Source organism: Pseudomonas sp. AD21 (assembly GCF_002878485.1).
GTDB lineage: Bacteria > Pseudomonadota > Gammaproteobacteria > Pseudomonadales > Pseudomonadaceae > Aquipseudomonas.
In genome coordinates this window covers 20,223-41,927 of record NZ_NQYG01000041.1, presented here as the reverse complement: position 1 = coordinate 41,927, position 21,705 = coordinate 20,223, and the positions used below count along the sequence as shown (strand labels likewise).

Here is a 21,705-nt window from a genome sequence, read left to right as displayed (position 1 = left end):
AAAGTGCATCGTTGGGCAAACCCCGGCGTCTGTGGACCAGGTGTTTCGCCGGTCATCAGCGCGGGGCGCGCACCTTGATCCCGGCGTTGTCGAGCGCTGTACGTGTGGCCTCGACCAGCGCCAGCGCACCCGGGGTGTCGCTGTGCAGACAGATCGAATCGAACTCGATCGCCAGGTCTTCACCCTCGACCGTGCGCACCACACCTTGCTGACAGGCGCGCAGTACCCGCGCAGCAACCAGCGCCGGGTCGTAGGCGCGCACGTTGCGGGTGAAAACGATGGAACCACTGAGGTCATATTCGCGGTCGGCGTAGAACTCGCGGATCACTGGCTGGCCGAGCTCGGGGGCGACACGCCAGATCACCGAATCGGGCATGCAGTACAGCAGCAGCTCCGGTTCCAGTCGCTGCAGGTTTTCCACCAGCAGGCGGGCTGCCTCCTCGTCCCGCGCCAGGTGCATATAGAGCGCACCGTGAGGTTTGATGTGTTGCAGGGCCACACCCTGAACCCGGGCCAGTTCACGCAGGGCGCCCAACTGATAGAGCATGTCGTCGACCAGTTCCTGAGCCGGTGCGTTGATGTGCCGACGGCCAAAACCGACCAGATCACGAAACCCCGGATGCGCGCCGATGGCCACGCCCAGACGCTTGGCCTGTTCGACCGTGCGGCGCATGGTGCCGGGGTCGCCGGCATGGAAACCGGTGGCGATGTTGGCCGAACTGATGAAGCCCATCAGCTCACTGTCGACACCATCACCGATGGTCCATGGGCCGAAGCCTTCACCCATGTCCGAGTTGAAATCTACTGCTTGCATGACGCTTGCTCCTGACGCTTGTGACTTCATGCAGGCCAAGTTAGATTTCCGCTAACCCCTTGGGAAGATCTATTAACAGATAGGCCATCTTCTGAAAAACAGATAGCCTTGAAAAAATCGCTTCCTCGCTGACCGGAGTGTCCATGTCCCTGACCTTGCGCCAAGTGCGCTATTTCGTCGCCACCGCCGAGATCGGGCAGATCTCCCAGGCCGCGATTCATCTGAATATTTCGCAGTCGGCGGTGACCACCGCGATCAAGGAACTGGAAGGCATTCTCGGCACGCTGTTGTTCCAGCGCTCGGCGCAAGGCATGAGCCTGACCGATGCCGGGCGGCACTTTCTGAACCGGGCCTATGTGATTTTGCGCAGCGTCGATGACGCGCTGAACAGCCCGCTGCCGGACATCCGCGCCAGTGGCGTGTTACGCCTGGCGGCGAGCTATACGGTGTTCGGCTACTTCCTGCCGCACCATTTGCAGCGCCTGGAACACTGGCATCCCGACGTGACCATCGAAGTTCACGAACAGGAACGACAAGCCATCGAACAGGGGCTGCTCGAAGGTCGGTTCGACATGGCCGTGGTGCTCACCGCCAATCTCACTCACCCGGATATCGTCTCCGAGACACTCTTCAACTCTGAGCGCCGGTTATGGCTGCCCAGTCACCATCCGCTGTGCGAGCGTTCGGCGGTCAGCCTGGCCGATGTGGCAAAGGAGCCGTTCATCCTGCTGACCGTCGACGAGGCCGAACAAAGCGCCATGCGTTATTGGGAAAACGCCCGCCAGCAGCCGAACGTGCGGGTCCGCACCAGTTCCGTGGAAGCCGTGCGCAGCATGGTCGCCAACGGCAGTGGCGTGGCAATCCTTTCGGACCTGGTGCACCGCCCCTGGTCGCTGGAAGGCAAACGCATCGAAACTCTGACCATCACTGACAAGGTGACGCCGATGAGTGTCGGCCTGGCGTGGCACCGCGCACAGGAGTTCAGCCCGGCGATGCACGCGTTTCGCAATTATTTCCACGATGCCTTTCTGGCGCCCCAGCAGCATCTCGCGCGACGCTGAAAACAGGGTTACCCTCCGGAAAATGCGCGAGCGCTGCCTCATCGTTCCCCCGCCAAACCCCGAGACACTACGCAAGGAAAAACCATGTCGATCCATGCAGTGACCATTCCTCGTTTTGCCCAGATGCTGCGCGCCTTGTCAGCGCTGTTGTCCAAGGGCGAAGCTTGCGCCGTTGAGCGCGGCTACGACCCGCAGGTTCTGCTCGAAGCACGCCTGGCGCCGGACATGCACAACCTCGCCCGGCAAATTCAGTACACCTGCACTCAGGCGCAGGACGCCGTGCAACGGCTGACGCAACAGCCGCTGAGCGCGCTCACACCGCCAGAAAACATGGCGGCGGCCAAGGCATTGATCGAAAGCACACTGGAGAGGCTGGCAGCAGCGGATCCGGCGCAGATCGACGCCAGCGCGGACAGGAAAATCGCCATCGAACTGCCCAACGGCATCGCTTTCGACATGACCGGCAGCGAATATGCCGTGGACTGGGCCATGCCCCAGTTCTACTTCCACTTGATCACGGCGTACAACATCCTGCGGCACAACGGCGTGCCGCTGGGCAAGGCGGACTATGTGCAGCACATGTTTGCGTATCTGCGAAAATAATTGCAGGTCAGGCTCCGGCGTCAACCACCGTTGACCCGGAGCTCCTGTACCAGAAACGCCAACGACTCCACGGCGCCACAATGACTTTTGGCCGAGCGTTGCGCATCCCACGACATGGCATCGTCAACGCAAAAATCGCCCGCGCACTCCATGCTCAGATCGTCATCGAGCAGGCCGAGCGGAACCCACACGTAAGGCGATCCGCGAAGCGGGTTGGGCACGGTCGAACCGCATTGTGCGCAAAAGTCATTTCGGTAACCGCTGGGTTTGACCCAGCTTTTGATCGAGTCCTGCCCTGCTTCCCAGTGAAAGTCGCGAGCGTTGACCAGCGTGGCGAGGTTGTGGCCGACACCCGTTTGTTTGCGGCACAGGGTGCAGTGGCAGCGATAGAAAAAACCAGGCACAACCGAGAGGCTGAAGCGTACAGCGGTGCATAGACACTGCCCTGTTGTCATGAAAATCTCCTGTGGACGAGCGCTTGCACATCCATGCTGAAGTTTCTTATGTTCAAGGCCGCATTCTAACCATCGGCGAGCGTTCAGCCATGACTCAGATGAAAAACCCCGAAGACGTCCCCGGTGCATTCCAGACGGCCTGGAACACCCACGACATGCCCGCACTCGGCGCACTGTTCGATCCGCAGGCGACGTTCGTCAATCGCTTCGGCCACTTCGTTCGGGGCATCGAGGAAATTGTCGCGTTGCACGCGCCCATTCACCAGACAATCTACCGCGACTCCACCCTTGAAAACGCACTGATCGATGTCGATCACGTCGCTGACGGAGTGGCGATCGTTCATTTCTGGAGTCGTCTGTCGGCCGGTGCTGCACATCCGGCCGGGGCGCATGCGGTGGATACACTGATTCTCGCGGTGCTGACCCGACACAACGAGGCCTGGCGCATCAGGGCGCTGGAGAATGTGACGCTCACCAACCCGCGCACGGGTGAAGCCATCTTGCGCGAATAGCCAACGCGGGCGACGCCACAGGAATGTATTTCACCCTGCGCTGCATCCGTTTCAGTCGCCTCACGTCGAACGTTTTTCTACCCACCGCCGATACTGGCGCGTGCGAAATGCCATGCCGACCTGCTGCAGAATCAGCGCACGCAGCGGCGACACGCCCGGGTTGGGCTTTTTCGCCTGACTGAGTTTGTCCAGCTGAAACTTGACCACCGCCATGTTCGCCAGCGCGGCGATGGTTTTGTTTTTCCAAGTGATCGGCGGCAACTGTGGGGCGTTGTCCTTGCCCTGCAGCCAGTCACGCGGCAGATGCGGATCGATGGCCAACGCAGTGCCGATCCCCACCATGTCGACGCCACTCTGAACGACCTGTTCGGCCACCGGGCGGCGGCGAATCCCGCCGGTGACCATCACCGGCATTTTCGCGACAGTCTGAATGTCGTGGGCAAATTCGACGAAGTAAGCCTCGCGGGCCAGGGTCCGGCCATCGCGCGCCTCGCCCTGCATGGCAGGGACTTCGTAACTGCCGCCGGACAATTCCACCAGATCCACACCCAGATCGTTGAGCAGCTCAACCACCTTTTTCGCGTCGTCGGCGGTGAAGCCTCCGCGCTGAAAATCGGCAGAGTTGAGTTTGACCGCCACCGCAAAATCCGCCGCAACCACCGCCCTCACCGCTCTGACGATATCAAGCAACAGGCGCGCGCGGTTTTCCAGGGAGCCGCCCCACTCGTCCGTCCGCTGGTTGGTCAGCGGCGACAGGAACTGGCTCAACAGATAACCATGCGCGGCGTGGATTTCCACGCCAGTGAACCCGGCCTGTTCGCCAAGGCGTGCGGTGCGTGCAAAGCGCTGAATGACCTCCTCAATCACACTTGGAGTCATGGCATGGGGCGTAGCGAAGCGCTTGGACATGTTGCCCAGCTCCAGCGGCACGGCTGACGGCGCCCAGGTTTTTTGCCCAAGGTTGGCCTGCATCTGCCGGCCCGGGTGATTGATCTGCAACCAGAATTGCGCGCCGCCGGAGCGACCAATACTCGACCAGCGCCGGAACTTGGCGAGTTGCTGGTCGTCCTGCAGCACCACGCCGCCCGGGCCGGTCATGGCGCAGCCGTCGACCATCACGTTGCCGGTGATGATCAGCCCGGCCCCACCATCGGCCCAGGCTTGGTAGAGACGTATCAGCTCTTCGGAGGGCGCCTGGTCGGCGTCGGCCATGTTCTCTTCCATGGCGGCTTTGGCGATTCGGTTCTTGATGGTCGAACCGTTGGGAAGTAGCAGGGTGTCGAACACATTCATGGGGCAGTCCTCAACTGAGATGAGGCCACCATAAGATTAAAGCCAACTTTAAGGTCAATAGCTTTTTTAAAGGATATTCGATGTTCAGCGCGCCACATCACGGCGGTCTGAAGAACCCACCACGCCTTCTTCGCGCAAGCGATTCATCAGCATTTGCGCATTGTCCGCACAGGCCATGCCCTCAGGCTTGCCCTCGACACCCTTGATGACCAGCAGCAATTGCGCCTTGTTCCGGGCCAGCCGTTGCTGCAGGACTTCGATTTCCTCGACCTTTTGCTTGAGGCCACTGAGCAACGCTTCGTGCTGCCAGCCACTCGCATTCATCGGCATCAATTGACGGATCTCCTCCAATGAGAAACCCGCCGCCTGCGCACCGGTAATGAGCTCCAGAAGCCACTGGGTGTCGGGAGCGTAATCGCGATAGCCGTTGGCTTTGCGCCCGACCGAGGTGATCAGACCACTCGCTTCGTAGAAGCGGATGCGAGACGGCGCCAACCCGCTGATTTTCGCCAATTCACCGATTCTCATGTTCCACTCCGCAGACGCATTAACATTGAAGCTGACTTTAAACCTGAACTGATTCGGCGGCCAATCGGCGCAGAGGTTTTATCGCAGTCGACGACCAGCGCAATCCAGCCGCCTCCTCGAGCGTTGCTTACGCTCACGGAATCTGCACAATGGCCGGCTTTTCTCGACAGGAAGTCCCCCATGCAACGGATTGTGATTCTAGGCAATGCCGGTAGCGGCAAGTCCACCCTGGCCCGCGCCCTGGGTCAGCGCCTGAACCTGCCCGTCGTTCACCTCGACACCTTGTTCTGGGAGCCAGGCTGGGTCGAGCCAGATGCCGAGCAGTTCCGCACCCGAGTCAGCGCAGCGGTGGCAGCGGATGCCTGGGTGTGTGAAGGCAACTACGCGCGGCGAACCTTCGACCTGCGCCTGCCACGCGCCGACTTGATCATTTGGCTGGATACCCCTCGCCTCACCTGTTTCACCCGAGTGATCCAGCGCAGCGTGCTGAAGCGCCCTCGCGCTGACCAGCCAACAGGTTGCGAAGAGACGCTCGACCGGGCGTTTCTGGAATTTCTGAAGTTTGTCTGGACGTTTGATCGCGGCTACCGACCGGGGATTGAAAAAGTGCGCCTGGCCATCGGCCCGAACATTCCTGTGGTACACCTGCGAGACAAGCGGCAGATTGCTGCATTTGTCGATGAATTGACTGCTACGTCCACAACCTGTCTGGAGTGAACGTGCTTGCCGGCCATCTGTCGGATTGCACAAGTGCTTAGCGGTGTCGGCACGCCGCAGCGAACGTCATAGAGGACCAGCATGGACACCGAAAAACTCGAATTCGGCACAGATGAAATCGCGCAGATGCAGCGCTTCAACAAGACCCTCGCCTGGCTGCCGCGGTTTCGAGTCCGTAATCGCGTCGTGCCGCGACTGATCCAGACGCTGCTGCGCGTCAGTCAGAAGGCCGGCGCAGACAAGCTGCGCAAACACGGCCTTGAGGCCGAAGACATCGTGATTGATTCAAACGGCGTCCCGGTACCGCTGCGAATTATCAGGCCAAAAGGCCAAGCCCGAGGCGTGGTGCTGGATTTTCATGGCGGTAGCTGGGTCATCGGCAACCCGCAGATGAACGACGAGCTCAATGCGGGCATGGTCAATGCGTGCAACGTGGCGGTGGTCTCGGTGGATTATCGGCTGGCGGTCAACACGCCAGTGGAGGGGTTGCTGGCGGATTGTCTGGGTGCCGCTCGCTGGTTGCTCGGCTGCAACGAATTCGCTGATCTGCCGATAATCGTCGTTGGGGAATCGGCAGGCGGCCATCTGGCGGCGGCGACGTTGTTGGGGCTGCAATCGTCGCCAGAATTGCTGCAGCGCATCCAAGGTGCGCTGCTGTATTACGGCGTCTACGACCTGACCGGAACAGCCAGTGTTCGCGCTGCTACTGCCGACACCCTGCTGCTGGACGGCCCCGGCATGGTCGAGGCGCTACGCCAGTTGACCCCGGACCTGAGCGATGCGCAACGCCAACAGCCGCCGTTGTCACCGCTGTACGGCGACTTTGCCGGCATGCCACCGGCGCTGATGTTCGTCGGCGAACTGGACCCGCTGCGCGACGACACCCTGGAACTGGCTGCACGCTGGAAAGCGTCGGCAGTGGTTGAGGTGCACTTGCTGCCAGCTTGCGCCCATGGGTTTATCCATTTTCCGACGACCATGGCCGACAAGGTGCTGGCTCACAGCCGGGCATGGATCAACCATCGAAGCGCCGCGCAGGAGCCCGTGGATCGTTGCGCTCAGCTCACGCCAGCAACTCGGTAATCCACTGAATCTGCTGCGCGACCTCTTGCCGCTTTTCTTCGGGCACAGCCTGGCGCGCACGGGTGAAGCTGTTCAGGGTTTTCTGTTTCTGGCGCAACAGGTGCTGCCATTTGGCGAGAAATGCCGGGCTGCGCGCCAGCATCTGCAACGGGCCGAAGTACAGTTGTTCGGCGCTGTAGTCGACCGGGCCGGAGCGCTCGGCAACGATGATTTCGTAGAAGAAGCGGTTTTCCTGCAATAGCTCCTCGAGGAGGATGCGGTAGTCGTTGTCCATCAGCCATTGGCGCAGCGGTTGCTCGCCACCGTTGGGTTGCAGGATCAGCCGCTCCTGTCCGCTCAGGCGCGCCTTGCCGCGGTCGAGGATGTCACGGATGGTTTCGCCGCCCATGCCGCACAGGCTGATCGCGGTGATCCCGTCACTCGGCTCGATCGCCGCCAGGCCACTGGCCAGACGCACGGTGATGTGCGGCTGCAGATCGTTCTCGCGTACCGTGCGCACGGCCGCCTGAAACGGCGTCAACGCCACTTCACCGGCCACCGCCGCCGCGATGGCGCCACGGCGCATCAGGGCCACCGGCAGATAGCCGTGATCCGAGCCGATATCCGCCAGCCGCGCGCCCGCCGGCACCTGCGCCGCCACCCGCTCCAGGCGCATGGACAAAGTGTGTTCGTTCAACTGCCGCCCCTTTTCCCAGCAATAACCGGCACTGCGGGCCGGACAAGGGGCGCGACTCTAGCGGGCTGTGGCTGGCAATTCAAATCCGGGCGTGCCAAGCGCCCTATCCTGCGGCTACCTGTCAATCCGTAGCCGAGACCTCAGCACCAATAGCGTTCAACTTGTCATGCACGTGATGGCCCGATACCAGTACAGTATCCAGCCAGAAATGACAGTATTGGCTGTTCAATTCCATGATGGAGAGTAAATGAGGCTACACACCCTGAGATCATTGTTGACCTCTATGCGCGGTCACAGCTCGGATCGCAACGGCAAAATCGTTGCATGGTTCGTGATGATGGTGATTGCGCTTGCATCCGCTGTATACGCTTACAAGGGATACAAGTTGACCCGAGATGGCAGCGATCCCTTTGCGCAGACATGTGCAGCCGTCGTAGATGCACGATCTTCGTTTCTTGAAGTGGGGGCTGAAGCTATGTCACGCACAGAGCCAGGACGCTCCAAGTCCAGGGATCAGTTGGAGCATGATGTGCGAAAAGTCACGGAGTTCGCCAATCGTAGCGATGATCCGGTCATCAGAGTAGCGGCGACAAATATTCGCATCTCGCTCGCACGTGGGCTTAACTTGACGCCCGAACAGCCAGGGGATGACATTGCAAAAATGAAGCTTTGTCTTATTGAAAGGTTTTTCGATGAGTCAGAAGTCATCGCAAGCAAGTGCAGGGAAGAAGGCCTTCCTGCCACACCCAAACCCCTCAGAGGTTTCGGTGCCGGTCCCCTTCATTCGATCTGTGAAGATCTTTTTACGAGCGCAATGTAACAGTCGGATCTAACGTTGCGCCCGCGCAGAGCGCTGTAATCACATAGCGATTCAATCAAGGAAGAACCCCCATTGAAAACAGCATACGGCGCCCTGTTTCTGATCGGCCTGAGCACCCACACTCTCGCTGATGCCAACCCCATCGGCTTCCACAGCACAACCTTGGCGGACCCGCAGCGTCCGCTGGAAATGGTCGTCTGGTACCCCGCGACCACCACCGCGCCCGCACAATTGATCGACGACAGTCCGGTATTCCTCAGTGCGTCGGCGGTGCGCGATGCACCACCGACGGCCGGCGAACATCCGCTGGTGGTGCTCTCCCACGGTTACCGCGGCAACTGGAGCAACCAGATGTGGCTGGCGACTGCCCTGGTCGATCAGGGTTACATCGTCGCGGCGGTCAACCACCCCGGCAGCACCACCCACGACCGCAGCCCGCAAGCGGCGGCGCAGTTGTGGCAGCGACCGGTCGACCTGCGTCGGGCGATCGATGCGGTGCTGGCGCAGCCTGGGCAGTTTGGCGCGGTCGCGCCACAGCGCATTGCCGTTGTTGGCCATTCACTCGGTGGCTGGACGGCCCTGGAAATCGCCGGTGCACGTTTCGACCCCGAGCGTTTTGCCGAGGACTGCAAGGTCCATTCGAAGCTGGCCAGTTGCAGCGTCTACCAGAAAATGAATCCGGCCAGCACTTCACAAGCGAAGGCGGATCTGGCGGCTGACAGGCGCTACCCAGCGGTCACGGCCATCGTCTCGCTGGACCTGGGCCTGTCACGCGGCATGACGGACGCCAGCCTCGCGACGCTGGCCGTACCGTCGCTGGTGATTGCCGCCGGCGCCCCGTCCGAAGACCTGCCTGCGCAGCTGGAATCCGCCAATCTGGCTAAACGTCTGCCACCGGCAAGCACGCGCTATGTCGAGATCAGCGACGCCACTCACTTCAGCTTCACGTCGATCTGCAAACCGGGGGCGATCGAGATGCTCGAGGAAGACGCTCCAGGCGATGGCATCATTTGCCGCGATGGCGACAAGGCGCGCCCGCGTGAGGTCATCCAGCAGCAAGTGGTCGCGCTGATCAGCGATTTCCTGGCGACGCCGAAGCCTTGATCGACCGCGAGCAGCTTCATCGGGAGGGTTATGCGTTGCTGCGCCAGGCGATCCCTTTGGAGTGGCTCGCCGGGCTTCGCGCGGTGTTCGATGCGAATCTCAAACCGCCAGAACAATGGCCGGTTCCGCGCGGCATGGACTGGCGCCATGCGCAGCTGGAGTTCACTGACGAGAGCACTGCCGTGCAGCTGGCAGGCGCTGCGGGCGACATTCTGGTGTTTGATGTCGATCTGGTGCACGCGGGCAGTCGCAACGCAAGTGGCGCCCGCCGGCGTTCGATTCTGATCAGCTACTGCGCACAGACGTTGCAGGCGACGCATCTGGAAACTGCAGATCTGCGAGGTGTTCGCATGGACACCCGCGAGCAATTTGATCCTGCGCAGTTTCGCCAGGTCAGGCCATAGTCCGGCGCCGTGCGCAAGGTCGGCAGCAACCGGAACGCAACCCTGCGCGCCGGTTGCTGAGGGCCTCAGCCGTTATTTGCTGATCGACACGATCGTCGCTCTACTCCCCTCCATCCGGAAGGAAAACGTCACACGATCCCCCACCACCAGGCCGTTCAACTGAGCAGGCGTCACGGCAAAAGCCATCGTCATCGGCGGCCATTGCAACGCCGCAACAGCGCCATGCGCGAGGGTCACCGTGTGGCTTGCCGGATCAATCGCCTTGATCGTTCCCTCGGCACTGGCCAAAGGGGTTTGCTGCGTTTGCTGCTGCATGTCCATGCCCGGCATATCGTCCATTTTCATTGCGGATCGATTTTCTGCGTGGCTCGCAGACGCGAACAGGAAGAGACTGCCGGCCACTGCAACGAGTGTCAGTTTCATCGGGTTTTTCCTTCAAGGGTGGAGGGTTCAACATCGAGGGTACGACGGCGCATCAGGCGATACGCCGCCGGGATGACAAACAGCGAAAGCAACGGCGCCGTGAGCATGCCGCCGACCATGGGCGCAGCGATCCGGCTCATGACTTCGCTACCGGCGCCGCTGCCCAGCAGAATCGGCAACAGGCCAGCGATGATGACGGCCACGGTCATGGCTTTTGGGCGAACCCGTTGCACAGCGCCTTCACCAATCGCCGCAAGCAAACTTCGATCAGAGTGCTCGCCAAGGTCATTGCGTGCAGCCCATGCCTGCTTCAGGTACAGCAACATGATGACCCCAAACTCGGCGGAAACGCCGGCCAGTGCGATAAAACCGACGCCCGTGGCCACCGACAGGTTGTACCCCAGCCAATAGAGAAACCATGCGCCCCCCGTCAACGCGAACGGCAACGTGGCCATGATCAGTGCCGCCTCATCGAAACGCTTGAAGGTCAGGTACAGCAGCACAAAAATGATCGCCAGCGTCGCCGGCACGACTATTTTGAGTCGCGCATTGGCCCGTTCGAGAAACTCGAACTGCCCCGAGTAACTCAGGCTCATACCCGGCAGCAGCTTGACCTGCGCATTGACTGCCTCGCGCAGGTCAGCGACCACCGCCGCAATGTCCCTGCCGCGCACATCGATGTACACCCAGCCTGACAACCGCGCATTCTCGCTCTTGAGCATCGGCGGTCCCTGCGTGATGCTGATTTTCGCCACGGTGCCGAGGGTGATCTGGCTGCCGTTCGCGGTGTAGATCGGCAGCTGCGCCAAGGCCTGCGGCGAATCGCGCCACTCACGCGGATAACGCAGATTGATCGGAAAGCGCGCCAGCCCTTCGACGGTCTCCCCGACATTTTCGCCACCAATGGCGCCACTGACGATCGACGGCACATCGGCGATGTTCAAGCCATAACGGGCAGCGGCCTGACGGTCGATATCGACATCGATGTAGCGGCCTCCGGTCAGCCGTTCCGCCAGCGCCGAACTGACGCCGGGCACGTCCCTGGCGACCCGTTCGACCGCCTGGGTCACCGCGTCGATGTCCGCGAGGCGACTGCCGGCGACTTTTACGCCGACCGGGCTTTTGATACCGGTGGCGAGCATATCGATGCGATTGCGAATCGGCGGAATCCAGATGTTGGTCAGGCCAGGTACACGCACCACGCGATCGAGCTCCTCCACCAGTTTTTCCTGGGTCATTCCCGGGCGCCACTGGTCGTGAGGCTTGAATGCAATGGTGGTCTCGAACATTTCCAGGGGCGCCGGATCCGTCGCCGTTTCAGCACGGCCCGCCTTGCCAAAGACGTGTTCGACCTCCGGAACGGTCTTGATCAGGCGGTCCGTGAGTTGCAGCAGTTGCGCGGCTTTCTGCGCCGACAACCCCGGCAACGCTGACGGCATATAGAGCAGGTCGCCCTCGTCCAGCGGCGGAAGAAATTCACCCCCCAAACGCGACAGTGGCCATAACGCACTGGCCATCACCAGCAACGCCACCAGCAGGGTCAGCCTCGGCCACCGCAATACCGCATCCAGCGCGGGCTGGTACAGCCCGATCAGCCAACGATTCAACGGATTCTGCCGCTCACCGGGGATGCGCCCGCGAATCCAGTACCCCATCAACACCGGAACCAGCGTCACCGACAATCCGGCCGCTGCCGCCATGGCCCAGGTTTTGGTAAAGGCCAGTGGAGCGAACAGTCGCCCCTCCTGGGCTTGTAACGTGAACACCGGAATGAACGACAGCGTGATGATCAGCAGACAGAAAAACAGCGCCGGCCCGACTTCCTGCGCCGCGTCCGTAATGACCCGCCAACGCGGCTCACCTTCCAACGCCTGACCGGGATTGGCCGCATGCCACGCTTCGATCTTTTTGTGGGCATTTTCGATCATCACTACGGCGGCATCGACCATGGCACCAATAGCGATGGCGATGCCACCGAGCGACATGATGTTGGCGTTGATCCCCTGATAATGCATGACGATGAAGGCCATCAGCACACCCACCGGCAGGGAAATGATCGCCACCAGCGATGAGCGCACATGCCACAGGAAAATCCCGCAGACCAACGCGACGACGATGAATTCCTCGAGCAGTTTGTGGCTGAGGTTTTCCACGGCATGATCAATCAGGGTGCTGCGATCGTAGGTCGTGACGATTTCCACGCCGGGCGGCAGACTGCTTTTCAGCTCATCGAGTTTGCGCTTGACCGCCGCAATGGTCTGGCGAGCGTTCTTGCCGCTGCGCAACACCACCACGCCGCCAACCGTCTCGCCCTCGCCATCGAGTTCACTGATACCACGGCGCATTTCCGGGCCCAGTTGAATCGTCGCCACATCACCCAGGGTCACCGGGGCACCGCCGGAACCCAGTTTGAGCGGGATCGCCCGGAAGTCATCCAGCGTCTTCAGGTAGCCTGATGCGCGCACAATGAACTCGGTCTCCGCCATCTCCAGCACCGCCCCGCCCGTCTCCTGATTGGCCTTGCCGATCGCCTCGCCGACCTGTGCCTGGGTGATGCCGGAAGCGGCCAGTTTGAGCGGATCGAGCTGCACCTGATACTGCTTGACCATGCCGCCCACCGTGGCCACTTCGGCGACGTTGGGCAGGGTCTTGAGTTCGAACTTGAGGAACCAGTCCTGCAGTGCGCGCAGCTGTGCCAGATCATGTCCTGCGGTGCGATCCACCAAGGCGTACTGGAAGATCCAGCCGACGCCTGTCGCGTCGGGGCCCAGCGCCGGTCTGGCAGCAGCTGGCAAGCGGCTCTGGATCTGGCTCAGGTACTCCAGCACTCGCGAGCGTGCCCAGTACGGGTCGGTGCCATCTTCGAACAGCACGTAAACGAAGCTGTCACCAAAGAACGAATAACCGCGCACGGTCTTCGCCCCCGGCACCGAGAGCATGGTCGTGGCCAGCGGGTAAGTGACTTGATTCTCGACAATCTGCGGCGCCTGCCCCGCAAAAGGCGTGCGAATGATCACTTGCACGTCGGACAGATCCGGCAGTGCATCAATCGACGTGTTCTGTACCGACCACACGCCCCATGCACTGACAAACAGTGTCGCCAGCAGGACGAGCAAGCGATTGGCCACGGACCAGCGAATAAGCGCGGCGATCATGGCCGGGCCTCCATGCTGTCCGTGCCATCACCTGCAACGATGCCCTTGAGGCTGGCCTGCGAATCGAGCAGGAACTGGCCCGACGTCACCACTTGCTGGCCTTCCTCCAGGCCCTTCAAGATCACCGTTTTGCCCGCGCTTTCCTCGCCGATTTGCACGTGCACCGGCCGGTAATGCCCGGCGGCTTCGGCCAGCATCACCAGATCCCGGCGCCCCGTGCGAATCACCGCTTCGCTTGGCACCCACAAGACGCTGGCGGTGCCTGTCTGCTGCAGGCTGACCTGCGCGGTCATGCCTGGCCGCAGGCGTTCATCTGGATTGGGCAGCTCAACCCGCACACGCAAGGTCCGACTGTCTGCATTGGCCTGCGGCAAGATGGCGTCTACACGGCCCTTGAGCGTGGCGCCCGGGAACGCCGGCAGACGGGCTTCGACGGCTTGCCCCACGGAGAGTGCTGCGCCTTCGGATTCGGGGACGGCCACCGCCAGCCAGACACGGCTCAAGCCGTTGACCCGCGCCAGTGTTTCGCCTGTCGCGACGGTCATGCCCACACGAACATTCAGCTCCTGCAACACACCCGCCCGCGGGCTGGTGAGCGTCAGATAAGGCGCAACCTTGCCCTGCCGCTCAACCCGGGCAATCAGCGTATCGGGCATTCCTGTGAGGCGCAGTCGCTGACGGGCAGCCCGCAACAAACCGGCATCACCGCTGCGTTTCATGGCCAGAAACTCGGTCTGGGCCGCCGCCCACTCAGGCACAAGAATGTCCGCCAGCGCCGCGTTGGCCTTGAGCACATCGCCGGGCGCATGGTCATAGACGCGCTCGACAAAACCCGGCGTGCGCGCCTGAACCACTGCAACGTCACGCTCGTTGAACCCCACAATCGCACTGACATCAAGGCTGGAACTGAAGACCCCGCGCCTGACCGGTGCCGAACGCATGCCGAGATTTTGCGCCACTGCCGGATCGATATTCACCGTCGCGCGGTCATCCGCCCCGCTGGCGTACTGCGGCACCAACTGCATGTCCATGAAGGGTGACTTGCCCGGTTTATCGAACTTTTGCTGCGGGTACATCGGGTCGTACCAATACAGCGCCTTGCGTTCGGCCGGGGCATTGACACTCTGCGCAGCTGCCATTTCAGTTGACTCGTTCATCTGCAAGTGCGCCGCCCGGTAACCACCGACGCCGCCCAGCAACAGCAAAATGCCCGCCAACACCCACCTGTTCCCCTTGAGGTTCATTGGCCGCTCTCCCCGTAAGCAAAATAAAGCCGCGCATTGCTCAGCGCTCGTTGCGCTTGCACATCGACCTGTTTCAGGCGCGCCTGGATCAGCTCGCGCCGGGCCGCCACCACCGCATTCAAATCGCCCTTGCCGGCGCGATAGCTCGCCATGCTCAACTCGACCTTCTCCCGGGCCAGCGGCAAGAGGCTGTCCTCGCTGCGGTGCATCGCCCGATCGAGCTGTTCATAGTCGGCCAGTTCACTTTCCAGTTGCTGGGTGTGCTCGCGCGACAAGGCATCGCGCTCAGCCTCCAGCTGGTCGAGTTGCGCTTGCCTGGCGGCGATTACCGGGTTCTGTCGAGTCTCGGGGAACAACGGCAAGTCCCAGGACAACTGCACGCTGACCATGTCGCCGAACTGGCGGTCACGGTGCTGATAGTCCAGCTCCCAGCTCCAGTCGGACTTTTTCTGCGCCTGGGCCTCGTTGACTCTGGCCTGCGCCTCGCGAGTCATTGGCGCAAACGCCGCCAATTCTGGGTGGTGCTGCAGGTTGTGGGCGATGCCCGAGGTGTCCACCGGCCATTCGGGCAGTCGGCCCTGAGGTGTGGCATCCGCCACCGGACCAATCCAGCGCTTGAGCGCTGCCTGTGCCTGAGCACGCTGGCGAATCAAATCGTCCTGCTGCTCCGCCAGTTGTGCCGCCTCTTGCCGAGGCGTTACCGCATCCGCCGGTTGCGCACGACCACCGGCAATCTGCGCATTGACGGTTTCGGCGAGCAGGCGGTTTTCTTTGTAGAAGTCCTGGAACAATGCATTTTTGCGCTCCACCGCATAGCTGCTGATCCACGCCAATGCCGTGGACTGGCGCACATTCAGACGCTCGATCCGGCGTTCGGCTGCCGCACGGTCAACAGCAGCACTGGCCACTTCGACACGCGCCTTGCGTTTGGCTTCGTTGGGCATTTCCTGACGGATTCCGACCATTTGCATGGTCATGAAATCAGCGTCGAGACTGCCGCGATTCGGGCCGCTGACGGGGTAGTTCTGCACCCCTAACAGCAGTTTCGGATCAGGTAATTCCCCGGCGGGAATGGCCGCGCTGCTGGCAGCGTGGATTTTTGCGTCTTGCGCGATCAGCGAAGGCGCCGTGTTTTCTGCCAGCCGCAAGGCTTCGTCGAGTGTCAACGCACTGGCGAAACCCGGCCACGCCAACACGCTTGCCACAAGGCCTGCCACAAGCGGCCGCCCGGTGCAAAAGCACTTGGAGTTCATGTTTACGATTCCTGTAATGAGCCACTGCCCGCGTGAACGACACGCGCACAGCCAAGCCATCCCGATGGACCGGGATGAGGTTCAAATTGCGACAGGAATCAAACGCGTGGCGGTCGCCAGACCCCGGACGGGGTCGAGACAGGGAAAGAGTCGCCCGAAGGCATCAGTACGACGGGGCTGAACAACGTCACGGCGGGCTTGATGATCGAGACCTCAAGCATGCCCCCAGTCTTGCACTCCTGCCCGGGCTTGCAGGGTTTACCGTGCTCGACCGGGCTTTTCATATCATTGCAGCAGTCCATGCCCATGCCATCCATCATCGCCATGCCCATGGCTTGCATCGGGCACGGTTCGCTCGGCACCTGAGTACCCGCCATCCCACTGAGGGGAAGCGCCAGGCTGATGACGAATATGAGCAATAACCGCAATTGGCGTTTCATGGTGTTGGAGTGTAGTCCGCGGATCGTCGGCTGCCTATGAGGTGCGCGAGATATCAACGGGTCAGGATTAAGGCAACGTTACTGGGTAGCCCGTTGCTCGATGATGACAAACTGGCCTCGATTGACGTTCACGCTTACCATACTCACCGCTCGTATGACCGCTTCTTGCTGGATCAATCATGACCAGTCTCCAGTTCGTCTGCAGCCGCACCCGGTGGCGCCGCCGACCTGGCTTTAATCCCCCACGTCCCGGCCCCTTCTCAAGAACGCTCACGCCGAGTAGAAAACATGAACCGTCAAAAGAAACTGCAGCAGTTGTTCAAGGAAAAGGCCAAGAAGGCCAGCGCCAAACTGGCGCCGAAAAAGCCCAAGTACATCAGCAAGGCTGATCGTTTGAAAATCGCTGCCGAAGCGGCGTTGGAGCCGGTCGAAACCACAGAGGGCTGATCCGCTCCACGCGCCTTATAAATACGGCGAAATATTTGCCAGCGCCCGCGTGATGTAGAGGTCTTTCTCGCCAACCGGGACCACGTAGTGCAGCGCATTGCGGGCGGCCTCCTCACCGGCAAGACGGGTGATAAACCAGGTCGCCAGATACTGTGAGGCCAGGCACCCGCCGGCAGTGGCGACATTGCCCTTGGCCACGAACGGTTGATTGAGCACCGCCACGCCAGCCTCCTCCACCCACGGTTTGGTGATCAGATCCGTACACGCCGCAACCTCATTCAACAAGCCGAGCTTGGCCAGAATCAGCGTGCCCGAGCACTGCGCACCCAGCAGCTGCCGCGCCGGATCGAGCCGCAGACGCGACATCAGTTGGGCATTCGCCACGATGTCCCGGGTCAGGCTCCCGCTGCCGACCAATACCGCGTCCGCGTCGCTGGCCTCCTCCAGCGAGACCTGTGCCTCGACCACCAGGCCGTTCATTGATCGCACCTTTTGCGTGGGGCCGGCGATCGACACACGCCAATCAGGCTGCTTGACCCGGTTGAGAATGCTGTAGGCGATGAACGAATCCAGTTCGTTGAAACCTTCAAAAGTCAGGATCGCGACGTGCATGATGAGCCTCGGGTCAGATTGCCGGTGACGCATCGTAAAATCGGCCGATCAATACAATCAAAAAATTGTCATGACTACATTCTCGGCAGACATCGACAGGCACGGTAGCTTTCAGCCAAAAGCTATAGGACAGTGGCGTGCATCGACTGGTGAATGAAAAGGCCAATACCCCATGAAGCCCCTAGATCTGACGCGTTTCGACCTCAATCTTCTGGTGGTGCTTGAGGCACTTTGGGCTGAAAGACACGTCGGTCGCGCCGCGCAAAAACTGCATTTGTCGCAATCGGCCACCAGCCACGCCCTGTCACGGTTACGCACGGCTTTTGACGATCAACTGTTCATTCGCAACCCGCGCGGGATGGCGCCGACGCCGCTGGCGGTCGAGTTGATGCCCAGAGTCGCGGCAGTGCTCGAATCGGTGCGACTGGTTGCCAGCCCTCGTGGGCCTTTTGATCCGGCACGTTTGCAGGCGACGCTCTCGGTGGCGGCTACCGACCACGCGGTGCTGACCGTCATAGCCCCGGCGCTGGCGCACATTCAGGCAGCAGCACCGGGTGTGGTGCTCAAGCTCGGGTCGGCGGATGGCGAATCGGCGATGCGTCAGCTGGACGCCGGTGAGATCGACCTTGTGCTGGGTTCGGGCTCGTTTGCTCAGGTCCCGCAGCGCTTCGATTGCCAATTGGCACACAAGGAGCGCTTCGTCGGCATTGCACGCAAGGGCCACCCGGCGCTGGTCAAGCGTGGCAAGAAACTGCACATGGAACTGGATGACTTTACCCGTCTGCCGCACATTCTGGTTTCGCCTCGCGGCGATAGTCGGGGCGCTGTCGATGATGCGCTGGAGCTGCTCGGCCACAGCCGCCAGGTCAGCGTCACCTGCCCCAGCTTTCTGGCGGTGCCGTTCCTGGTCGGCGCTTCACAATCGATCGCCGTGTTGGCCGAACGGGTCGCCTTGCAGATGCAGGACACCGCGCAACTGAGCCTCTTCGAATTGCCGCTGGCGCTGCCCACCTGGGAGGTATTCGTTATCCGCGCACGGGGGCGCGCCAACGAGCCCGCCGTCGAATGGCTCACCCAAATGTTGATCGCCGACTGACGATCAATCTCGTGCATCGAGATGCTGCGCCAATGCCATTGGATCGCAAGCCTCGGTCCTCCTAGAGTGCGGGTGTCGTTCATCCCGCCCGCCCGGAGTACCGCATGCAAACCCAACCCACGCTGGTCATGATCCCTTGCTTCGCAGGGGCACCATGGCACCTCGAACAAATGACCCACTTGCAGGGCCGCTTCATGCGCACCCTTCGCTTGCCCGACGACGTGCGCGACCTGGAAACAATGGCCAACTTCATCGTTGATCAGGTGAAGGATCTGCAGAGCTATGTGCTGGTCGGCGATTCCTACGGTGCGGTTGCCTCGATCGCGGTTGCAACACGCCAACCCAAAGGCCTCAAGGGACTGGTGCTGTCCGGCGGGTTTGCCAAAAGCCCGATCACCTCGCCCCTGCTCAAGACCCTCGCCGCGCTGGCACCGTTCTTCCCCGGGCCGTTTTACCGCCAGACAACCCTGCGCTTCCACGCCGCGCAACTCGCTTCATCGTTCGACCAGGAAGGAGAAATCCCCTGGTCAACCGCCAAGAGCCGCGCCTTCTTCATCAAGGAAACGCCGCACAAAGCCTACGTCAATCGCGTGCGCTCGATCGAGACAGTCGACTACACGCCCCTGCTGAAGAAGATCGACGTGCCGACGCTGATCCTGACCCCGGAAGAAGACAAGCTGATCGGCAAAGCGGCTGCGGGGATCCTGCTGAAGGGCATCAAGGGTTCGCAGGAAGTCATCCTGCCGCGCACCGGCCACATGTTCAGGTTCTCGCATCCGGGGGCGTATTCGCTGGAGGTCAGGAAGTTTCTGGAACGGGTGGCGCTTTGAACGAGTATCTGCGGGTGTTTACCTGTCTGTGCTCGTCTGCCGAGGAATCGTCAAACTTGAACGCTTGGGCCGCTCTCGCGATGTAAAAAACCGGACTTTTAACAGCTTGTCAATAGTACGGTTGAGCGACTGTGCGGGAGGTAGCGCGGTAGTAGGCTTTCATGGCGTCACACGACGCGAGTGCCCGATCTGTTCAGATTATTGATAAAGGCAGGTCAGGCCTTTGTTTAAGCCGCATGTCAGATAACTGAAAGGATTCGAACATGAAAAAGTCCATTACTGCTCTGGCCGTATCCGCGACGCTCGCTTTCACCGCAACTGTCGCGAACGCCTCCGTGCATCCGACCACCCTCAAGGCTCCCCACCCCGTCAATCAGGTGACCGCCTCTATTGACACTACATTCGGAACCCATAAAACAGCGCGCACAATCCAGATGGCCAGCCTGGCCAGAAGTTGCTCCGATGATCGATATTCCTGGTGGGAATACAGCGGTTGGGAAATCGTCGCTTGTCTCGGAAGCGGCCAGTGGTAACTATTCAGGCGAGCCTGGTGCGTGACGTGTGTGGGCACGCACCAGAGCCTGTTGCTCGATGCATAAACGCTGTGACGCTTTGCGGGCGTACATGAAGTCAAAGCACGAAGCCCGGGTATCCGGCAGCGAGTAAACCAGAACCCGGGCCTTCGATGAGCCGGGAAACTACGAGGCGACGTCAAGGTGCGCCCGTGTCATCCCTTGGTCAGATCAACCAACGGCGTCTGCCGCACCTCAGTCTCGCGCCCAGCCTGAATCTCGCTCACCTGCTTCAAGGCCTTATCCACAGCGGCCTTATCCGCCAACAAGCTGTAGCTGATGCGGAACTGCTTGTGTTCCTTCGGCCCGATTGTGGGCACCAGGTTCAATGGCCGCTGATAACGGCGGTTGTAGGAAAAACTTGTCCCCGGCTCCAGCCCCGTGACATAACCCTGGCCTTGGGTATCGGTGTTTTTCCACAGGGAAAACACCGGCAATGTCTGAGTATTGAAGCCGACCGAAACGCCCAGGCTGCCGGCCTTGTCATGCAACACGGTCAACGTATCGCCCTTGGCATCGGCATACGGCACCACGTTGTAAACCGTTTCGTCATAGTCCTTGGTCGGTGCGCGATAGGTTTGCCATTCGGGCAGATCGCCCTTGGCCTTGTCGTTGAACGGCGACACCTGTTTCACCGGCGCGGCGAAACGAGCGCCCTGCTCCAGGAACGGGGTGCTGAAGTTACTGTGATACAGCGCCTGGTATTCCTTCGGATAGTCGCCGTTGTTGGTCAGGGTGTCGTTCAGGGCGAACACGACGCTGCCGGGTTCGGTGACCAGTTCAGTCGCGACGGAGAAGTCGACCTTCTTGAACGCCTGCTCTTTCAGTTCGCCGCGCAGGGTGATGGCGTACGGTGGTATTTCATCGATGTGCAGGGTGACTTTGTTCGCAGGAATGTTGGCGGCCCGACCGTGCAGAGTCAGCAGTTCGCCGTTATCGACGCCGGGGTGCCCGACCCATTCATATCCGCAGCGGGTGACCAGCTCATTGAAACCTTCCAGCCAGCCCAGACCACCGCGGCCATTGAGTTCGATAAAGGACGGATTGACCACTTCCTTGACCGGCGAATCCCAGCCCATGCGCACATTGCCGACCGAGGCCTGCAAGACGTTCATTCCCCGTGTCGGCACTACCGAGAGTTTCATCGTGCCGTTATCGATGTCGACGATGCTGACGCCCTCCTGCCGACCGCCATGCAAGGTGCGCAGGGTAACGCTGAAGGGTTTCTCGGTTTTTACGCCGAGTTGCTGGCTGGTGATCTGCCAGTTCTGGGCGGCTTTGTCGGTATCGAGCAGAACGTAGTCCCAGGCCATGGCGTGGGAGGCAGCGGACAGTGCGCTGAGGGCAACAACGAGTTTGAGCGGGGTCATGGCAGCAGCCTTTCTTGGAGTTGTGCGCTTTTTATAAACGTGATGAAACGTTTCAGCAAGCTTAAAAAGTGACACAACACCAGTCAATACCAAGAAAGATCTGGGACAAACCGGAAAAACGAGTCGATGCCATTGCGGGCTGGCTCGAGCTCCCACATTAGATCGAAGGTGAACACCGGTTTTGTGCACATTC

Annotated in this window: 24 protein-coding genes; 12 read left to right on the top strand and 12 right to left on the bottom strand. The window is 60.9% G+C overall.

What is annotated here, in order from left to right:
- Nucleotides 1–55: 55 nt before the first annotated feature.
- On the bottom strand, nt 56–814 hold the full coding sequence (locus PseAD21_RS20985) for a 5-oxoprolinase subunit PxpA (RefSeq protein ID WP_102357549.1): 759 nt from the start codon (nt 812–814) through the stop codon (nt 56–58).
- A 143-nt stretch (nt 815–957) separates the two neighbouring features.
- On the opposite strand from PseAD21_RS20985, the gene PseAD21_RS20980 reads away from it, so the two are divergent.
- Together PseAD21_RS20980 and PseAD21_RS20975 are read left to right on the top strand one after the other, a co-directional pair.
- Nucleotides 958–1,875 (top strand): LysR family transcriptional regulator, encoded by a 918-nt coding sequence (locus PseAD21_RS20980; RefSeq protein ID WP_102357548.1) that lies wholly within the window; start codon nt 958–960, stop codon nt 1,873–1,875.
- Nucleotides 1,876–1,959: 84 nt separating this feature from the next.
- Nucleotides 1,960–2,478 carry a DUF1993 family protein gene (locus tag PseAD21_RS20975; RefSeq protein ID WP_102357546.1) on the top strand — a complete coding sequence of 173 codons (519 nt, stop codon included), beginning with the start codon at nt 1,960–1,962 and terminating at the stop codon, nt 2,476–2,478.
- A gap of 20 nt (nt 2,479–2,498) precedes the next feature.
- Here the strand turns inward: PseAD21_RS20975 and PseAD21_RS20970 are convergent, their stop codons facing one another.
- Entirely contained in the window at nt 2,499–2,933 is a 435-nt protein-coding gene (locus tag PseAD21_RS20970; RefSeq protein WP_102357545.1) for a GFA family protein, read from the bottom strand.
- Nucleotides 2,934–3,022: 89 nt separating this feature from the next.
- Between PseAD21_RS20970 and PseAD21_RS20965 the strand changes: the two genes are divergently transcribed.
- Complete coding sequence (locus PseAD21_RS20965) at nt 3,023–3,445, top strand: SgcJ/EcaC family oxidoreductase (RefSeq protein ID WP_102357568.1); 423 nt, start codon at nt 3,023–3,025, stop codon at nt 3,443–3,445.
- Nucleotides 3,446–3,505: 60 nt separating this feature from the next.
- Here PseAD21_RS20965 and PseAD21_RS20960 read toward each other — a convergent pair whose 3' ends face one another.
- Nucleotides 3,506–4,738 (bottom strand): NADH:flavin oxidoreductase/NADH oxidase family protein, encoded by a 1,233-nt coding sequence (locus PseAD21_RS20960; RefSeq protein WP_102357543.1) that lies wholly within the window; start codon nt 4,736–4,738, stop codon nt 3,506–3,508.
- A gap of 84 nt (nt 4,739–4,822) precedes the next feature.
- Nucleotides 4,823–5,266 carry a MerR family transcriptional regulator gene (locus PseAD21_RS20955; RefSeq protein WP_102357542.1) on the bottom strand — a complete coding sequence of 148 codons (444 nt, stop codon included), beginning with the start codon at nt 5,264–5,266 and terminating at the stop codon, nt 4,823–4,825.
- Between the two features lie 180 nt (nt 5,267–5,446).
- Between PseAD21_RS20955 and PseAD21_RS20950 the strand changes: the two genes are divergently transcribed.
- Complete coding sequence (locus PseAD21_RS20950) at nt 5,447–5,983, top strand: AAA family ATPase (RefSeq protein ID WP_102357540.1); 537 nt, start codon at nt 5,447–5,449, stop codon at nt 5,981–5,983.
- Between the two features lie 81 nt (nt 5,984–6,064).
- Nucleotides 6,065–7,066 carry an alpha/beta hydrolase gene (locus PseAD21_RS20945; protein WP_256588205.1) on the top strand — a complete coding sequence of 334 codons (1,002 nt, stop codon included), beginning with the start codon at nt 6,065–6,067 and terminating at the stop codon, nt 7,064–7,066.
- On the opposite strand, the gene PseAD21_RS20940 is transcribed toward PseAD21_RS20945, so the two are convergent.
- Complete coding sequence (locus PseAD21_RS20940; RefSeq protein ID WP_102357539.1) at nt 7,047–7,742, bottom strand: tRNA (adenine(22)-N(1))-methyltransferase TrmK; 696 nt, start codon at nt 7,740–7,742, stop codon at nt 7,047–7,049. The two genes, PseAD21_RS20945 and PseAD21_RS20940, sit on opposite strands and share 20 nt — an antisense overlap.
- Before the next feature lie 247 nt (nt 7,743–7,989).
- Between PseAD21_RS20940 and PseAD21_RS20935 the strand changes: the two genes are divergently transcribed.
- The 3 genes from PseAD21_RS20935 (at nt 7,990) to PseAD21_RS20925 (ending at nt 10,070) form a co-directional block, all read left to right on the top strand.
- On the top strand, nt 7,990–8,562 hold the full coding sequence (locus PseAD21_RS20935) for a hypothetical protein (RefSeq protein WP_102357537.1): 573 nt from the start codon (nt 7,990–7,992) through the stop codon (nt 8,560–8,562).
- A gap of 72 nt (nt 8,563–8,634) precedes the next feature.
- Nucleotides 8,635–9,666, top strand: a complete 1,032-nt coding sequence (locus tag PseAD21_RS20930) for an alpha/beta fold hydrolase (protein ID WP_102357535.1) — start codon at nt 8,635–8,637, stop codon at nt 9,664–9,666.
- Nucleotides 9,663–10,070 carry a phytanoyl-CoA dioxygenase family protein gene (locus PseAD21_RS20925; protein WP_102357534.1) on the top strand — a complete coding sequence of 136 codons (408 nt, stop codon included), beginning with the start codon at nt 9,663–9,665 and terminating at the stop codon, nt 10,068–10,070. The genes PseAD21_RS20930 and PseAD21_RS20925 overlap by 4 nt, the downstream gene beginning before the upstream one ends.
- Nucleotides 10,071–10,142: 72 nt before the next feature.
- Here PseAD21_RS20925 and PseAD21_RS20920 read toward each other — a convergent pair whose 3' ends face one another.
- The 5 genes from PseAD21_RS20920 to PseAD21_RS20900 form a co-directional block, all read right to left on the bottom strand.
- Complete coding sequence (locus PseAD21_RS20920) at nt 10,143–10,493, bottom strand: copper-binding protein (protein WP_102357532.1); 351 nt, start codon at nt 10,491–10,493, stop codon at nt 10,143–10,145.
- Entirely contained in the window at nt 10,490–13,648 is a 3,159-nt protein-coding gene (locus PseAD21_RS20915; RefSeq protein ID WP_102357531.1) for an efflux RND transporter permease subunit, read from the bottom strand. Before PseAD21_RS20915 ends, PseAD21_RS20920 begins: the two co-directional genes overlap by 4 nt.
- Nucleotides 13,645–14,892 (bottom strand): efflux RND transporter periplasmic adaptor subunit, encoded by a 1,248-nt coding sequence (locus tag PseAD21_RS20910; protein ID WP_102357529.1) that lies wholly within the window; start codon nt 14,890–14,892, stop codon nt 13,645–13,647. Before PseAD21_RS20910 ends, PseAD21_RS20915 begins: the two co-directional genes overlap by 4 nt.
- On the bottom strand, nt 14,889–16,145 hold the full coding sequence (locus PseAD21_RS20905; RefSeq protein WP_102357527.1) for a TolC family protein: 1,257 nt from the start codon (nt 16,143–16,145) through the stop codon (nt 14,889–14,891). The genes PseAD21_RS20910 and PseAD21_RS20905 overlap by 4 nt, the downstream gene beginning before the upstream one ends.
- Before the next feature lie 98 nt (nt 16,146–16,243).
- The gene (locus tag PseAD21_RS20900; RefSeq protein WP_102357526.1) at nt 16,244–16,585 is read right to left on the bottom strand and encodes a hypothetical protein; all 342 of its coding nucleotides are present in this window, start codon (nt 16,583–16,585) and stop codon (nt 16,244–16,246) included.
- Between the two features lie 288 nt (nt 16,586–16,873).
- Here PseAD21_RS20900 and PseAD21_RS20895 point away from each other — a divergent pair, with 288 nt between their 5' ends.
- Nucleotides 16,874–17,032 (top strand): DUF2986 domain-containing protein, encoded by a 159-nt coding sequence (locus PseAD21_RS20895; RefSeq protein ID WP_081794930.1) that lies wholly within the window; start codon nt 16,874–16,876, stop codon nt 17,030–17,032.
- Between the two features lie 15 nt (nt 17,033–17,047).
- On the opposite strand, the gene PseAD21_RS20890 is transcribed toward PseAD21_RS20895, so the two are convergent.
- Nucleotides 17,048–17,644 carry a DJ-1/PfpI family protein gene (locus tag PseAD21_RS20890; RefSeq protein ID WP_102357524.1) on the bottom strand — a complete coding sequence of 199 codons (597 nt, stop codon included), beginning with the start codon at nt 17,642–17,644 and terminating at the stop codon, nt 17,048–17,050.
- A 172-nt stretch (nt 17,645–17,816) separates the two neighbouring features.
- Between PseAD21_RS20890 and PseAD21_RS20885 the strand changes: the two genes are divergently transcribed.
- From PseAD21_RS20885 to PseAD21_RS20875, 3 genes are all read left to right on the top strand, one after another.
- Entirely contained in the window at nt 17,817–18,740 is a 924-nt protein-coding gene (locus PseAD21_RS20885) for a LysR family transcriptional regulator (protein WP_102357523.1), read from the top strand.
- A gap of 104 nt (nt 18,741–18,844) precedes the next feature.
- Nucleotides 18,845–19,570: an alpha/beta fold hydrolase gene (locus tag PseAD21_RS20880; protein ID WP_102357521.1), complete on the top strand. Its 726-nt coding sequence runs from the start codon at nt 18,845–18,847 to the stop codon at nt 19,568–19,570.
- Nucleotides 19,571–19,833: 263 nt separating this feature from the next.
- Entirely contained in the window at nt 19,834–20,103 is a 270-nt protein-coding gene (locus tag PseAD21_RS20875) for a hypothetical protein (protein WP_102357519.1), read from the top strand.
- A gap of 194 nt (nt 20,104–20,297) precedes the next feature.
- Here PseAD21_RS20875 and PseAD21_RS20870 read toward each other — a convergent pair whose 3' ends face one another.
- Nucleotides 20,298–21,512 carry an aldose 1-epimerase family protein gene (locus PseAD21_RS20870; protein ID WP_102357518.1) on the bottom strand — a complete coding sequence of 405 codons (1,215 nt, stop codon included), beginning with the start codon at nt 21,510–21,512 and terminating at the stop codon, nt 20,298–20,300.
- Nucleotides 21,513–21,705: the final 193 nt, after the last annotated feature.

Excerpts from the sequence above, each read along its gene's own strand:
- PseAD21_RS20885 (WP_102357523.1), top strand. The coding sequence starts at position 17,817 with ATGAAGCCCCTAGATCTGACGCGTTTCGACCTCAATCTTCTGGTGGTG.
- PseAD21_RS20875 (WP_102357519.1), top strand. The coding sequence starts at position 19,834 with ATGAAAAAGTCCATTACTGCTCTGGCCGTATCCGCGACGCTCGCTTTC.
- PseAD21_RS20950 (WP_102357540.1), top strand. The coding sequence starts at position 5,447 with ATGCAACGGATTGTGATTCTAGGCAATGCCGGTAGCGGCAAGTCCACC.
- PseAD21_RS20915 (WP_102357531.1), bottom strand. The coding sequence starts at position 13,648 with ATGATCGCCGCGCTTATTCGCTGGTCCGTGGCCAATCGCTTGCTCGTC.
- PseAD21_RS20920 (WP_102357532.1), bottom strand. The coding sequence starts at position 10,493 with ATGAAACTGACACTCGTTGCAGTGGCCGGCAGTCTCTTCCTGTTCGCG.
- PseAD21_RS20970 (WP_102357545.1), bottom strand. The coding sequence starts at position 2,933 with ATGACAACAGGGCAGTGTCTATGCACCGCTGTACGCTTCAGCCTCTCG.
- PseAD21_RS20935 (WP_102357537.1), top strand. The coding sequence starts at position 7,990 with ATGAGGCTACACACCCTGAGATCATTGTTGACCTCTATGCGCGGTCAC.
- PseAD21_RS20965 (WP_102357568.1), top strand. The coding sequence starts at position 3,023 with ATGACTCAGATGAAAAACCCCGAAGACGTCCCCGGTGCATTCCAGACG.
- PseAD21_RS20960 (WP_102357543.1), bottom strand. The coding sequence starts at position 4,738 with ATGAATGTGTTCGACACCCTGCTACTTCCCAACGGTTCGACCATCAAG.
- PseAD21_RS20985 (WP_102357549.1), bottom strand. The coding sequence starts at position 814 with ATGCAAGCAGTAGATTTCAACTCGGACATGGGTGAAGGCTTCGGCCCA.
- PseAD21_RS20975 (WP_102357546.1), top strand. The coding sequence starts at position 1,960 with ATGTCGATCCATGCAGTGACCATTCCTCGTTTTGCCCAGATGCTGCGC.
- PseAD21_RS20890 (WP_102357524.1), bottom strand. The coding sequence starts at position 17,644 with ATGCACGTCGCGATCCTGACTTTTGAAGGTTTCAACGAACTGGATTCG.
- PseAD21_RS20980 (WP_102357548.1), top strand. The coding sequence starts at position 958 with ATGTCCCTGACCTTGCGCCAAGTGCGCTATTTCGTCGCCACCGCCGAG.
- PseAD21_RS20870 (WP_102357518.1), bottom strand. The coding sequence starts at position 21,512 with ATGACCCCGCTCAAACTCGTTGTTGCCCTCAGCGCACTGTCCGCTGCC.
- PseAD21_RS20880 (WP_102357521.1), top strand. The coding sequence starts at position 18,845 with ATGCAAACCCAACCCACGCTGGTCATGATCCCTTGCTTCGCAGGGGCA.
- PseAD21_RS20905 (WP_102357527.1), bottom strand. The coding sequence starts at position 16,145 with ATGAACTCCAAGTGCTTTTGCACCGGGCGGCCGCTTGTGGCAGGCCTT.
- PseAD21_RS20945 (WP_256588205.1), top strand. The coding sequence starts at position 6,065 with ATGGACACCGAAAAACTCGAATTCGGCACAGATGAAATCGCGCAGATG.
- PseAD21_RS20955 (WP_102357542.1), bottom strand. The coding sequence starts at position 5,266 with ATGAGAATCGGTGAATTGGCGAAAATCAGCGGGTTGGCGCCGTCTCGC.
- PseAD21_RS20910 (WP_102357529.1), bottom strand. The coding sequence starts at position 14,892 with ATGAACCTCAAGGGGAACAGGTGGGTGTTGGCGGGCATTTTGCTGTTG.
- PseAD21_RS20895 (WP_081794930.1), top strand. The coding sequence starts at position 16,874 with ATGAACCGTCAAAAGAAACTGCAGCAGTTGTTCAAGGAAAAGGCCAAG.
- PseAD21_RS20900 (WP_102357526.1), bottom strand. The coding sequence starts at position 16,585 with ATGAAACGCCAATTGCGGTTATTGCTCATATTCGTCATCAGCCTGGCG.